Here is a 14323-nt window from a genome sequence, read left to right on the forward strand (position 1 = left end):
AACCAATTGCATCTCGGGCAGGGAGAAATTTTCGCACCTTGGGACTTACATCAAAGATGTACTGCCCTTGATTCAGTTCTGCCCGGGCTCAGGTCCGGAAACGGAACCACAGGTAACCGCCGACACCGGCGATGAGTGAGGCGATGATAATGGCCGTTTTGGCCAACACCAGTGCTTCGTGCTGGTCGCTGAATCCCAGCTCGCTGATAAAAATAGACATGGTAAAACCAATCCCGCCGAGAAAACTCAAACCGACAACATGGCGAAAGGTCATTGTCCCCGGAAGCTGTCCCAGTTGGAGTCGTAGCGCCAGCCAGCAAAACAGCGATATCCCTAAGGTTTTGCCGAGCACCAGCCCGGCGATGATCCCCAATGCCAAGGGGTGAGAAAAAATGCCGACCAGGAGGTCCGTCTGGATGGGGATCCCGGCGTTGGTCAGGGCAAACACCGGCAGAATGAACAAGGCCACCGGTTGTTGGAGGACTTGCTCCCAGCGGCGCAGCGGTGTGGTGGCTTGTTCGGCCGCCTGATGGATATGCAGCGCGACTGTGTGCTGCGAGGGCTCCCCCAGGATCGGCGTATCATCGGCGCGTTCTTTTTCCATGTGCTCAAAGCGAAACAGCAAATTGCGCAGCCGATGAATAAACCAGATCGGTTCCTGTTTGGGGCGTGCCGGGACGGTGACTGCAACCAGCACCCCGGCAACAGTCGCGTGGATCCCAGAGCCCAGCATCGCAGCCCAGAGCCCGGCGCCGACGGTCAGGTAAAGGCCGGGCTTTCGAATGCCGAGCAGGTTGAACAACAGCAGCGTCAGCAGCAAGACGGCGCAGGCGGCCAGATACGGCAGGCTGATGGCGTCAGAATAGAACAGAGCGATCACCAATATCGCGCCGATATCGTCGATGATGGCCAACGCGGTCAGAAAGATAAAGGCCGCCGCCGGAATATGGCGTCCCAGAAGGGCCAGAATGCCCACCGCCAGCGCAGTGTCGGTGGCCATGGGGATCCCCCAGCCCATGCTGACTTCAGTGCCGAAGGTCAGCGACAGATAAAGCAGCGCCGGGATCAGCATGCCGCCCAGTGCGGCGGCGGCAATCGGCAGAAAGGTGTTCAGGCTGTTGATATCGCCGACCAGGATCTCGCGTTTGATTTCCAGCCCGAGCAGGAAAAAGAAATAGGTCATCAGGCCGTCGTTGACCCAGTGTTTGAGGCTCATGGCAAAGATCTGTTCACCAAGGACAAAGCCGATCGGGGTGTCGATGAGGGCCAGATAAGCGGTGGTCCAGGGAGAGTTCGCGATCACAAGGGCGATGAGAACGCAGATCAGCAGGAGCAGGCTGGCGGTGGTTTGGCTCTGGATAAAGGCCTGGAACGGGCGGTAGAGTTTTTCAAAGCCTTTCTCTAACGGCGTTTTTGTCAGTGCCATGGTCAGCCGCTTCCCGGTTAATACTGGCAAATTCAAAGTATAGCTGTCTCTGATGTCAGGCAGGGGGGCACTCGGCTCCCCTGCGTATCATGTCCCGTCAGGCCGCTTGCGGGGTAGCACTGTTGAGATTGGCCTGATGGGCGCCGCGGCGATAGAGCTGGATCATCACCAGAGTGCTCAGCAGCATGACGAGGGCAATGCTGAGAAAGCCGTAGACCGTCAGGTTGTAGTGCGACAGCAGGGCAATCAGCACGTAGCTGGCGCTTTGAGCCAATGTCGAAAACAGTTTCAGTCCGCCATCGGTTCTGCCGCGCTGAGCAATGGCTACTTCATGGTTCATTTTGGTGATCCGGGCGATGCGGTTGAATGAATTGAAGAACCCGATGATCACCACCAGGACCACCATGACCTGTGGCGACAGATAGAGCGACATGGCGATCAGCAGCAGGCTCATCGCCATCATGGAAACCAGCATCGCGCGCTCAAACACCACGGTGCGGAGCAGTTTTGCGACGATCAGCCCGCAGATCAGCGCCCCGATGCCGTAACTGACTTTCCAGCTGGCAAACCACATGCCGCTGATCCCTTGCTCGGCATAGTAAATCGGCACCAGTTTGGTCAGATAGGTCAGCATCGGATAAGAAAGGCAGGACAGGGCCAGGAACAGGTAAAAACGGGGTTGCAGCTTGAATAGGTGGCCGGTTTCCTTGAGTTGCTGGCTGAAGGGGACGCTCGCTGAAGCCCGGGAAAGTTTGCGATGATATGGAGTAAGCCCGTAGCACAGCGCGGATAACCCCGAGGCAAACACGGCAAACAGGGCAAACTCGCTCATCGACCACAGCTCAAGCAAGACAATCCCGGCCCCACCGGCGCCCAGCATGGTCAACTGCATTACCACTTCCTGCTGTCCGGTGATCCGGGCGTATTCTTCCCGGGTGTAATTTTCCTGGGTAAAGGCATTATTCGCTGACCAGGCAATGTCATTGCTGTTCCAGAAGATCCACTGCGCAGCGGCCAGCAACCAGGGGGAGGCGAGCTGGTTGAGTGCGGCAATCATCACCAACAGCGCGGTGGTGGTTTGGATCACCTGCACCCAGACCAGTATGGCTTTGCGAGAGTGGCGATCAATGAGGGTCGAGAGCACCGGGGTCAGCAGGAAAGAAGACAGGGTACAGATCAGCGTGATGATGGCGACAAAGCTGCCAGAGCCGGATTCGGTGATCAGGATCCAGGGCAGCGCCATCATGAACATCCCGGAAGAGATGCCGTCAAAGAAGCGTCCGCCGAGATAAAGGAAGGTTTTGTGGTTCATTGGGAGGCCTTGTTGGTTTGAATTTGCTTTAGCCTAATATCTCAGGTTAACTTGAGGTCAAGCGCAAATGGTTTAATATCTACGACAACCGAAATCGGAATGGATGAAGAGAGGGAGCAGACGGTGGAATTGTCAGTCGGACAAGTGGCTAAACGGGGGGAGGTCAGCGTCTCGACGCTGCATTTTTACGAGGAGAAAGGCTTGATCCTGAGCCGTCGCAATGCCGGTAATCAACGCCGTTATGATCGCAGCGTGCTGAGGCGGATCGCGGTGATCAAAACGGCGCAGCAACTGGGGATGTCCCTGGAAGAGATCAAGCTGGCGCTGGCGGCGTTGCCGCTTGATCATGCCCCAACCCAGGAAGAATGGGAGCATCTGGCACGGCAATGGCAGCACCGGCTGGATGACAAGATCCGCCAGCTTCAGCGCTTGCGTGACGAGCTGGGGGAATGTATCGGTTGCGGGTGCCTGTCGATGAAAAAATGTTACCTGAGAAACCCGCAAGATACGCTGGCGCAGCAGGGAAATGGCGCCGTCTTGTGGCAAACGTCGGCCAATGCGCAGGAAAAATCGTAAGATTCAAAATTCTATCAAATAACTGTCACCCAATTGTCATCAAATCATGTGAGTCTCGTCGCACTGGTTAGACCAGGTAACTTCATAATAACAAAGGAAAGATTATGTCTTTGTCGCGTCGAGACTTCATGCGGACCCTGTCATCCGGAGCAGTGGCTGCCACCTTGCTGGGATGTGAGAATGAAAATACCACTGCTCTGAGTAAGAGCACTGCTGCGGTTGCATTTGAACATGGGGTGGCCAGTGGCGATCCAACGCAACAGGCGGTGATTATCTGGAGCCGGGTGACAACCACCGCGCGTCAGGCGACGGTGAGTTGGGAAGTCGCCACGGATCGCGATTTTCATCAGCTGGTTCGCAGTGGTGAGGAAAATACGGACATTTCGCGGGATTTCACCGTCAAAGTCGATGTCGATCAGCTGAACCCTGCAACCCAATATTTCTACCGCTTTCGCTGCAACGGCGTTGACAGCCTAATTGGCACCACTAAAACCCTGGCAGAGGGGGCGCTCGACCGGGCGTCTCTGGCTGTGATTTCCTGCGCCAACTACCCGGCGGGTTACTTCCATGCCTATCGAGAAATTCTCAACCAGCACCAGCAAGCGCCGTTGGATGCGGTGCTGCACCTGGGAGATTACATCTACGAATACGGCCTGGGTGAATATGCCACCGAAGATGCCGAGCAGTTGGAGCGGGTGCCGAATGGTGGAACTGAATGTCTGACGCTGGAAGATTACCGCGCTCGTTATGCCCAGTATCGTCAGGATGCCGATTTGCTGGCGATGCATGCGGCTTTGCCGATGATCGCGGTGTGGGATGACCATGAAATTGCCAACGATACCTGGCGCGAAGGGGCGGAAAATCATCAGGCGGACGAAGGCGTGTTCCTGGAGCGTCGTGCCGCTGCGGCTGCTGCCTGGGTCGAGTGGATGCCGGTGCGGGAAAACCCGGCTTCCAGTGTATTGATCTATCGGGATTTCTCGTTCGGCAATTTGCTGGATCTGTATATGCTGGACACCCGGGTGGTGGCCCGTGATCAGGCGCTGGATTATTTCGCTCTGGACAATCCGACCCCGGCAGCAATCGGCGCGCTGGTGACCGAGGCCAAGACGACGCCGCGCCAACTGTTGGGGGCGGATCAGAAAAACTGGCTGCAAGGGAAAATGGCGGCCAACTCAGCCACCTGGAGCCTGATGGGGCAGCAGATCCTGATGGCGAAAATGGAGCTACCGAGCACCGTGATGCAGGCCATGCTGGGGTTATACCAAGCCACTGACGCACAACGTCCGGCAGCGATGCAGGCGGTCCAGCAGGCAATTGCGGCTTACCTGAACGATCCGTCCAGCGATCCGCTGTCATTGCCGTATAACTTAGATGCCTGGGATGGTTACTATCAGGAGCGGGAATGGCTGTACGGGGTGGCTTCCGGCCTCGGTAAAAAGCTGATCTCGCTGGCGGGAGATACTCATAACGCCTGGTGCAGTGAACTGAAAACCCACGGCGGCGATCCGGTCGGGGTAGAGTTTGCGACCAGCTCGGTGTCATCGCCGGGGATGGAAAAGTATCTGGGGCTGGAAACGGCGATGATCACTCAGGTGGAGACATTCATGCCGAACCTGGTCGGCGAGCTGTTCTGGACCAACCTGCAGCAGCGTGGCTTTATGCGCCTGGATGTGACGCAGGCTCAAATCACCGCCACCTGGCACTTGCTCTCGACCGTTAAAGAGAAAACCTACACCACCACCACCCAGTCGGTGTCGACGACCGACGGACTGACGCTGAGCAGTTAACCTCCTGACGTCTGCCCTAGTGTCTGCTCTGTTCGTCCTGCATTCCGCAGGACGAACAGATCCCCTTCAGTTCCTTTCACGGCTCAGGTGCCGGGCTGCGGATCGACCGTTGCGGTCGGATAAGCGCGGCTGCCGAGCTTGTGACCGTCTATCGCATCGCCGTAGTAGCCCTGATGCTTGTGATAGCGCTGGTCGTTGGCGTCCAGATCGCCCCGGTAGCGCGGGTCCTGCGGTCGTTCATGACTGTTCATATACGCGGCGACATCCCAGGCCTGTTGCTCGGTCAGCTGAACACTTTTTCCCAATGGCATGTTTTCATAGATGAAGAAGGCTGCGGTATTGATCCGGTGCATCCCGGCGCCCCAGTTAAACGCATCTTTGCCCCACAGCGGCGGAAAATACTGGGTGCCGTCCGCGCCTTTGATCCCCTGGCCATCGCTCGCATGGCAAACGGCACATGTTGATTGGTACACCAGCTGGCCGCGTGCAATGGAGGGGGCCTGAGCGGGGTTCGGCAGCTTCGGATAGCCGCGACCGGCAAGATTACCACGCTCGCTGACCGGAAAATCAGCTGCAATTTCAGCCGGCAGAATGAAGTCTTCGCGCTTGCCGCCGATGATCAGTTCAGCATCGCTCAGTTCAGGAACCGGCGTCTCGTGCAGGCCGTATTTATCGAGCAAACCACTCATGGTGAGCCAGTAGGCGTAGGCGCTGAGCGCGACCAGCTCCGGCGAGCGATTGTCCGGCGGAACGCCGTTCATCGAATAATCGAAGCAGCCCTGGATCCGATCGCCGTAGGTGTTGACCTTATCGTTTTTCTTACGGTATGCCGGATAGGCAGTATAGGCGGCCCACAGCGGCGCGGCATTGGCTTTCATCCCGGCCTGCATGTGGCAGTTGACGCAGTTTTGCTCGTTGCCGACATACCGGCCGCGCATTTGCTGCGAGTCGACAAACAGCGAATAGCCGTATTTGACTTTACGGCCGAACTCGGTGTCGGGGATCGCCGTCAGCGGACGTGGTTTGAGGTAATCGGTATTGGCCTTTTTGGCGACGGCCGGCAGTTCAGTTTGGCGATCTGGCAAGGTGTCGGCAGCAAGCGGGGCGCTGGCCAGCAGGGCAGCCAGCAGCGTGATACGGTAAGTCATCCTGGCTCCTTAGTAGCGTAATGAGGCGAAGTAGAAGGCTAAGTTGCTGATTTCATCATCGGTCAGCTGACGGGCGATGCTGGCCATCATGGCGTCGTGATCGCCGCTGCGGGTACCTTGCTTCCAGGCGCTGAGCTGCTTTTTCAGGTAATCCGCATGCTGACCGGCCAGACGCGGAAATTGGGCGACACCGGTGCCGCTGGCGCCGTGACAGGTGGCACAGGCCGGAATGTTACGCTCCCAGTCCCCTTGATAAACCAGCTTGCGTGGTTGGCTGTAAATCGCGGCTTCCGCGCCACGTTTCTCCGGATGCGTTAGCGACTGGCTTGGAAGCGTGGCGAAGTAATCAATCACTTGTGTTCGGGCTGCCGGATCGGTCAAACCATCGGCCATGCTTTTCATCATTGGATCCTGGCGCTTGCCGGACGAAAAGTGATCCAGCTGGTCAGCAATATAATTCGGATGCAGTCCGGCAATCATTGGGGCCATGTTCGGCGCGCCCTGGCCGTCGTTGCCGTGGCAACTGACGCAGACTGCCGCAGCGGGCGGTGGGGCGGCGACGGCGCCGCTGCTCATCAGCGCGATACCGAGCAGCGTGAAATGTAGGGTTCGTGTCGACATATCTCACTCATTTTATGTGGTTTTAGATTGAGCCACCGATTATCGTGATGGCGGTCGGCGCGGCTATTGTGGGTTTCCACATCAACGGGGAAACTGTGAGCTGCCCCTGCCTGCGGGACGCCAGCAGGGACAGCCAGATCACGCCGATGGGTGGTTTACTCTTTGCGACTCACACTCTGTGGCTTACATTTTTCGGCTCATAATTTTCGGCCACAGTTTGCGGCTTACACTTTGCGGATCCGGGCCGGCAGGGCGAGGCGGGCAGCAGCCCCAACCACCCAGTCGAGCAGGACGCCTTTGCCTTCCCGGGTCGGGTCAATCAGGCCGATATCATTGATGTTGATCCCGTCACTGGATTTCATCTTCACCGGTTGTTGCTGATCGCCAATCCAGTGGGCCCGCTCGCCCAGCTCCTGATGGCCGAAACCATGCTCGATGCCTAAGGTGCCGGGTTTGACGCCGTGAATAACCATCGCCAGCGCCCGGGTACTGGCACTTGGAGTTTCGATCTCAAAGGTGTCCCCGGTGCGGATCCCCAGTCGGGCGGCATCGTCCGGATGGATATAGACCGGGTTGACCCCTTTGATCGAATTCAGGCGCGGCGAGAGGTTGGAAACCGCACTGTGGATATTGGATTTAAAGTTGGTTAGGGTGAACGGCCATTCCGACGCCGGATAGCGCTCCGCCAAAGGCGTTCCGTCCGCCAGTTGTTGCGGGTACCAGGTCGGGCAGCCGCTGTACAGCTTGCCGGATAAGGTGTTGCGCGAGGTGCCGACCTTTTCGTTCCAAATCGACAGAGGCCGGGTCCATTGATGGCGCATTTGCGTGTCGCGGTACGCCTGATCGGCATTCTCGAACCGGCCACCACGGGCGAAGATAAAGGCGACCCGCTGGACTTCTTCCGGGGTCAGCACGTGTTGCATCGCCGGGAGCAGGCGGTCGAGCCCGGACCAGACGATATCTTCTGCACTCGCGGCCGGGACCCCGCCTTTGACATACGCCAGGTTGGCTGCCGCCCGCAGGTAGTAGTCGTCAGCGCTGTGGATCGGGTGCCAGTTGCCGTGGCTGTCCTGAATTGCCCGCTCGCCGAAGCCGCCCAGCTCAAGCTTTTTCGCCACATCAATAAAGAAGTTCTCCAGGTTGATGGCCCGGCCGTCGGCGGTTTTGTCCGTCAGCGGTTTCACGATCGGCCAGCGGGCGGTGACGCTTTTGGTCGGCACCCCGTGCCAGGGCACGGCCATCCCCCAGCTTTCATAGGTCACGGTGTCGGGCACCAGATAATCCGACAGCGCCGTGGTTTCATTGATAAAGGCATCGACTGAAACAATCAGGCCGAGCTGCTTGGGATCGGCCAGATTGTCTCGCAGCAAATTGCTCAGTCCCGGCACCCCGTACAGCGGGTTAGCCATGTGGTTGATCCAGGCTTTGAGGCGATAGGGATATCCGTCAATCGCGGCGGACAAATGCTCGGTCAGCAGCGGTGCCGAGATCGGATACCAAGGGGCCCGTGTCGGGTAGGGTGACTGCCCGGCCGCGATGCGGCGTTTGTACTCGCTGGTTTTGTGATACGGGAATTTGCTGCGCGACAGGAACACCCCTTTGGGTTTGACCTTGCCCTGAAATTTGGTGAAGTCATAGCGCGGCCCGGCCGCTGCGGTCGGGTAGCCCCCGGCTTTGGCCATCGCGCCGCCTTTGCAGTTGATATTCCCGACTAGGGCATTGAGCATCAGAATGGTAAACGAATTATAAAAGCCGTTGGTGTGCATGTTGCCGCCATGGGTATCAACCACCGCTTTGGTGCCGTGGTTGGTAAAGCGGCGGGCCAGATCGACGATGGTTTCTTCGGCAATGCCGCACTGGGCGCTGTAAAAGGCGAGATCGTACTTGAATGCTTCCTCTTTCAGTCGTTGTAGGGACGATTTTACCCGCACCGGGCCGTTGCCGAGCGCGATTTCACGATCGACAAACAGTGCCGCTTCGCCGGTTTGGGTGTGGACGCCCAGTGCGCCGGATGTTGCGTCGACAATCACAAACGGGTCGGTGTCCGATAAGGGCTGGCCGGTATAGCTCAGATTGACATCCGACGCGCGCAGGAAACTGCCGTTGCGCGGATGGTGGTCATCGCTGATCACCAGGTGGGTGGCATTACACCAGTGGGCGGTGCCGGCCTGCTTCATTGCCGGAACGCCCGGCTGGGCGAGGAAGCGGCGATTGTAGCGCTCGTGGGTGAGGATCCACTGGATCATCCCCAGCACCAGTGCCGAGTCGGTGCCTGAGTTGATCGGCAACCAGTGGTTGTTATCTCCCGCTGCCAGACTGGACGATCCGGCCGGCAGGCTCGGGGTCACAATGGTGTAGTCGAACTGGCGCTCGCTGCGGGCCTCGGCCAGCTGGCGCGCCTGACGCTTGAACGGGTTGCCTGCCTGAGCGGGAGACATGCCGATAAACAGCACGTATTCGGCATGGTCAAGGTCCGGTTTTAAGTGGGCGAATTTGTCCAGATCGCTCATCAGGGCACCGGAACCGGCGCGGAACGCATAGCCGCAGTAAGAGCCGTGGTGGCCGAAATTGCGGGTGCCGAAGCTGTTGAAGGCAAAGCGCTTGAGAATGTCATCCCGCCCTTCGTTCCCGGCATTGGTGACCAGCAACTGGTTGGCTTTCGGGCCGTATTCCGGGTTGGCCGGGTCGAGTGGGGTGTCGAGATCGCGGATCGCCCGCAGGCCGTCGACATGCCCCTCGCCGAACAAATCGCCGCCTTCAACGATTTCTTCGATGAGCTGCTCGTAGCTGATCGGGATCCACTTGCCTTCGCCCCGTTTGCCGACACGTTTGAGCGGCTGGGTGATCCGGTACGGGCTGTTGCGGATCTCCATCATCCCGTTGCCCCGGGCACAGGCGGTCGAGCGTCCGGCCAGACCGGCCTCACCGGCGAGTCCCAGATAGGCTTGCTTGACCGGGGTCTCAAATGGAATTTGCTCGTGATGGGACAGCGGATGATACGGGTTGCCCGAAATGCGCAGGATGTCGTCGCTGTGATTGTCGATCCGTACCCGCAGCCCGCACAGGGTCCAGCAGCCGAAGCACATGGATGGGGCCACTCGCTGGTCCGGGTTGGGGATCACCCGGCCGCTGTCGGTGACGGTCATTTCCGGCGCCAGCGAGTTGCCGTGGTGCGGATGGCGGGTGGCTTGCCCGGCGGTGCCGTCCAGGACGCCGTCGGCCATGTGTTTGGCGGTGGTGCTGTAGCCTGCGGCAAAAGCGCCGACGCCGCCCACCGCCAGACCGGATTTTAGTAGCTGTCGTCTTGTCTTATCCATGGTGTTGTCCTCTTACTGGCTGATGTGCGGGTGGTTCATGCGATGGTGCGGCTCAGGCGGTGCGGTCCCGGTTTTGGCGTTGCCCTGGAGCAGTTCCGAACCCACCAATGCCAACGCCAGCCACAGGCCGAACATTCCGGCAATGCCGAGCAGGCCGTTGGTGCCGAGCGGCAGCTGATAAGGGTAGGGACCGACATCAAAGCGGGCGAGGGTCTGGACTTCGATCATGCTGATCCAGCGGGTCAGCCAGGCAGCGGCCAGGGTGGTGAGCGTGAGCAGGCTCAGACTGAGTCGGCTCACCTGGCGCTCGCGCCCGAGGACCAGCCAGCTGGATACCGCGGCCAGCAGCATGCTCAGCGATAACACGGACAGGTTGATGATCCAGTCCGAGCGCTCATACAAGGTAAAACCGGGATTGTTGGCAGCCCAGATCGGGATCAGCAGGAACGCCAGTACCGCGGCGGAAGTGGTGGTTTGTCGTAGTAATCTGTGGTCAAACGGCGTCAGTTGCGCCGAGTGGGTGCGATCAGACGGCAACAGGCTGTAGATCAGCGCCGTGAAACCCACGGCGGCCAAAAACGCGGTGACGAACCAGAGCAGTGGCGATGCCGGTTGGTGCCACAGGGGGCGGCTGGCGACGACGGCGATCTCGGCACCGGTATACAGGGCGATCGTCAGCCCGGACAGCGCTGTCACGATGGCTGAAGCCAGCAGGGTGTGGTTCGGGGTTGGCCACGACCCCAGCGTCAGCCACGCGAGTTTGCGGATCAGTGGGCGCTCACTCTGACTGAGGGCTGCGAGATCGGTACGCAGGTAGAGCCAGGCCGTGAGCACGGCCAGTGCGGTAAAGATCGGCAGAAACAGCGATCCCAGTGACATCCAGGACCAGGGGGTGAAATGGGCGTAGAAGTGCCAGGCGCGCCCGGGCTGGTGAAGATCGCCGGTCAGGGCGAGCGGGCCGACCATGGCGCCAATCGCCATCACCAGCACTAGCGCGGCCCGTAACCGGTGGCTGGTCTGGCGGCGAAACAACAGGCTGAGTACAAATAGCAGGGCGGCGGCATAGGCCGAACCGATGTAGAAAAAGTACTGCACTACCCAGGGAAGCCAGGCGACATCCTGCGCCGGGACAAGAACTTCGGTGATCATCATGCGTGGGCTCCTTGGGGATCATAGATCGCCGGTTGACCGTCGATTTGGGAAGTAAAACGTTCATCCATGCCGATATAGAACACATGGGGGTTGGTGCCGGCTTCGGGCTTAAGCACCTTCAGGTCGTCCTGGTTTTCCGCCATGATGCGGCTGATCTCGCTGTTTGGATTGTTGAGATCGCCGATAATCCGGGCGCCGCCGACACAGGTCTCAACGCAGGCCGGGAGCAGCCCGGCTTCCAGCCGGTGGGCGCAGAAGGTGCATTTGTCGGCCGTTAACGTGTCCTCGTTGATAAAGCGGGCATCATAAGGACAGGCCTGGACGCAGTAGGCGCAAGCCACACAGCGTTGGTTGTCGACCATCACCACGCCGTCTTCCCGCTGGAATGTTGCCTGTACCGGGCAGACTTTGACGCAGGGCGGATTGTCGCAGTGGTTGCACAGCCGCGGCAGGGTGAACGCCTTGACGGTCTGGGTGGCGGTCGAACCGTCCTCCAGGGTGACTTCGTACTGCTTGACCGTGGTGCGGAACTGGCCGATTGGGGCCTGGTTTTCGATGCTGCACCCGACGGTACAGGCCTGGCAGCCGACGCATTTGCGCAGGTCGATCACCATGGCGTAGCGCTTGCCGGACTGGCCTTTGCGCTCGGGCAGCTGGTTGTTGCGAATGATGGGACCGGCGGCAACCGTCCCGGCGACCGGAATTAAGGCGGCACCGGCGGTAATGGCACCGATGCTGTTGAGGAATCGTCGTTTGGTGGTATCCATAGCGAACCTTTGTTGTGACCAGTGAAATGGGCCTGGGGAAATTGTCAGCAATTCGCCAAGTGCTTGATATTGTGGTTTTCCACATATCCGGCTTGGGTTTGATCTGGGACAAATGCCGTTGCCGGGGGAGAACTGATATGCTGAGGCGGCATTTTCGGAGAACACGGCCGTGGATGCGGCGCGGCTAGCGAATGAGTGCGAATCGGCGCGAGTCATTGGCGCGCGTTGTTTGAATCTGTTATCGGAGCGGGGAATTGTGGTCAGAACCAGGGAAAAGAGATGAGGCGGAGCAACGCCGGGCAAACAAACAAGCGGCCACCTTTGTGGGCGTGGATGGCAGTGGGGCTGAGCCTGTTGATGGTGTCGGCCGCCTGCCGCAGCGCGGCGGCCGGTGATTTACCGGGCAATTTACCGGGCGTGACCGAAGCTGCAACGACTCAGTTGGATCAGCGCGCACCGCTGACGGTGGAGGTCGGGGTACTGGCGACCCGCGGCGCACAGGCGGCCCGACAGCGTTGGCAGCCGACGATGGCCTGGTTGTCATCGCAGATCCCGCACACCCGGTTTGTGATCCATCCGTTTGATTTAGAGGCAATGGAGCAGGCGGTCAAACTGGGCACGATTGATTTTGTGATCACCAATCCCGGTCAGGCGGTTCAGCTCGGGCGTCAGTATGCGCTGTCCTGGCTGGCGACCATGACCAGCCGTTCGCCGGTCAGCCCGACCCATGGCATTGGCTCGGCGCTGGTGGTGCGCCGGGATTCCCCATATACCCGGCTGGCGCAATTGAGCGGGATGCCGATTGCCGCCGTGGCGGAAAGGGCATTCGGCGGCTATTTAACCCTGCGCTATGAAGTCGCCGGACAGGGGCTCAATCCCAATCATTATTTTTCAGACGTCTCCTTTGTCGGATTTCCGCTGGATGCCGGTGTATATCAGTTGCGGGATGGGGCCGTGGACGCTGCCATCGTGCCGGTATGCCTGCTGGAGAACATGCACCAGGAAGGGCTGATCGATGCCGGTCAGTACCGGGTGCTGAATGCGATGTCGCCGCCCGGGTATGGTTGCCAGGTGTCGACGCCACTCTATCCGAACTGGTCGTTTGCTCGCACTGAGCGGGCCGGGACGACGATGGCAAAAGCGATCGCCCGTGCGCTGTTAGCGATGCCGGGCGATCATCCGGCAGCGATGGCAGCTGGTGCCGCAGGCTGGACTTCGCCGATCCCCCAGCTGGTGGTCGACAAATTGTATCAGGCGCTGGATCTGCATCCGCTGCAAAAGCCCTGGTGGCAGGCGGCGATGATTTGGGTCAAGCAGAACCAGCACTGGGCCTGGAGTGCGTTCTTTCTGGTGGTGATTTTAAATGTGTACCACTTCTGGCTGGAATATCGGTTCAGTCGCAGCCAGAAAGCCCTCGAAGCGACGTCCCACCGGCTGAAAGAGAAAAGTGCGCAACTGGCGCACGCCCAGCGAGTGGCGATCGTGGGTGAGCTCGGCAGCAGCCTGGCCCATGAAATCAACCAGCCGCTGGCTGCGATCCGCAATTACAGCGAAGGGGGGCAAATCCGGCTGAGCAAATTGAACCAGACGCAGGGAACTCAGGGCATTCAGGACACTTGGCCGCAGGACCTGCTGCCGGTGTTTGAAAAAATCCACACCCAGGTCGAGCGGGCAGATGCGATCGTGCAGCGGTTGCGGAACCTGATCAACAAGCGGGCGGTGAAAACTGAGCGGTGTAATATCGAGCAGTTGTTGAGCGAGACACTTGAGCTGCTCGAACATGATTTGCAGCAGAAACAGTTGCGGCTGCACCGTCTCAGTCATGGGGTGCCGACTTCGATTGTGGTCGATCCGGTGGGCGTCCAGCAGGTGCTGGTGAACGTGATCACCAATGCTGCCGATGCCTGTCTGGCCTGGCAGCACCAGGGCGCGGCACCGGACTGGCAGGGCACTATCACCATTGCCACCGTGTATCAGCCGGATGCCCTGCACATTACCGTAGCAGACAACGGCGTGGGCTTAACCGTGCATGATGCGCCGCTGACCCAAGCCTTTGTCAGCACCAAAGCCGATGGGTTGGGGCTGGGTTTGGCGATCTGCCGGGATGTGGCCGAAGCCCATGGCGGTCAGTTCAGTCTGGCCGCCGCTGAGCCGCGCGGGTGCTGCGCGACCCTTGTATTGCCGATCATAAAATCTCAAGCAGAAGGAGTGTGA

The 14323-nt window shown here is 59.3% G+C and carries 10 protein-coding genes; 3 read left to right on the forward strand and 7 right to left on the reverse strand.

What is annotated here, in order from left to right:
- Positions 1 to 88: 88 nt before the first annotated feature.
- Together nhaA and NH461_RS24900 are read right to left on the reverse strand one after the other, a co-directional pair.
- A complete protein-coding gene (gene nhaA / locus NH461_RS24895; RefSeq protein WP_261603637.1) occupies positions 89 to 1426 on the reverse strand; it encodes a Na+/H+ antiporter NhaA in 1338 nt (445 codons plus the stop codon).
- Positions 1427 to 1523: 97 nt separating this feature from the next.
- Complete coding sequence (locus NH461_RS24900; RefSeq protein WP_261603638.1) at positions 1524 to 2738, reverse strand: MFS transporter; 1215 nt, start codon at positions 2736 to 2738, stop codon at positions 1524 to 1526.
- A gap of 123 nt (positions 2739 to 2861) precedes the next feature.
- Between NH461_RS24900 and soxR the strand changes: the two genes are divergently transcribed.
- Both soxR and NH461_RS24910 read left to right on the forward strand, forming a co-directional pair.
- Entirely contained in the window at positions 2862 to 3314 is a 453-nt protein-coding gene (soxR, locus tag NH461_RS24905) for a redox-sensitive transcriptional activator SoxR (RefSeq protein ID WP_315903256.1), read from the forward strand.
- A gap of 104 nt (positions 3315 to 3418) precedes the next feature.
- Positions 3419 to 5104 carry an alkaline phosphatase D family protein gene (locus tag NH461_RS24910; RefSeq protein ID WP_261603640.1) on the forward strand — a complete coding sequence of 562 codons (1686 nt, stop codon included), beginning with the start codon at positions 3419 to 3421 and terminating at the stop codon, positions 5102 to 5104.
- An 83-nt stretch (positions 5105 to 5187) separates the two neighbouring features.
- Here NH461_RS24910 and NH461_RS24915 read toward each other — a convergent pair whose 3' ends face one another.
- The 5 genes from NH461_RS24915 to dsrO form a co-directional block, all read right to left on the reverse strand.
- On the reverse strand, positions 5188 to 6252 hold the full coding sequence (locus NH461_RS24915; RefSeq protein ID WP_261603641.1) for a c-type cytochrome: 1065 nt from the start codon (positions 6250 to 6252) through the stop codon (positions 5188 to 5190).
- A 9-nt stretch (positions 6253 to 6261) separates the two neighbouring features.
- The gene (locus NH461_RS24920; RefSeq protein WP_261603642.1) at positions 6262 to 6873 is read right to left on the reverse strand and encodes a c-type cytochrome; all 612 of its coding nucleotides are present in this window, start codon (positions 6871 to 6873) and stop codon (positions 6262 to 6264) included.
- A 224-nt stretch (positions 6874 to 7097) separates the two neighbouring features.
- A complete protein-coding gene (locus NH461_RS24925; RefSeq protein WP_261603643.1) occupies positions 7098 to 10190 on the reverse strand; it encodes a tetrathionate reductase subunit A in 3093 nt (1030 codons plus the stop codon).
- Positions 10191 to 10202: 12 nt separating this feature from the next.
- Positions 10203 to 11342 (reverse strand): NrfD/PsrC family molybdoenzyme membrane anchor subunit, encoded by a 1140-nt coding sequence (gene nrfD, locus NH461_RS24930; protein ID WP_261603644.1) that lies wholly within the window; start codon positions 11340 to 11342, stop codon positions 10203 to 10205.
- The gene (gene dsrO / locus NH461_RS24935; protein WP_261603645.1) at positions 11339 to 12109 is read right to left on the reverse strand and encodes a sulfate reduction electron transfer complex DsrMKJOP subunit DsrO; all 771 of its coding nucleotides are present in this window, start codon (positions 12107 to 12109) and stop codon (positions 11339 to 11341) included. The genes nrfD and dsrO overlap by 4 nt, the downstream gene beginning before the upstream one ends.
- 279 nt (positions 12110 to 12388) lie before the next feature.
- Between dsrO and NH461_RS24940 the strand changes: the two genes are divergently transcribed.
- Positions 12389 to 14323: a PhnD/SsuA/transferrin family substrate-binding protein gene (locus NH461_RS24940; RefSeq protein ID WP_410000124.1), complete on the forward strand. Its 1935-nt coding sequence runs from the start codon at positions 12389 to 12391 to the stop codon at positions 14321 to 14323.

The sequence above is a fragment of the Photobacterium sp. TY1-4 genome (assembly GCF_025398175.1).
GTDB lineage: Bacteria > Pseudomonadota > Gammaproteobacteria > Enterobacterales > Vibrionaceae > Photobacterium.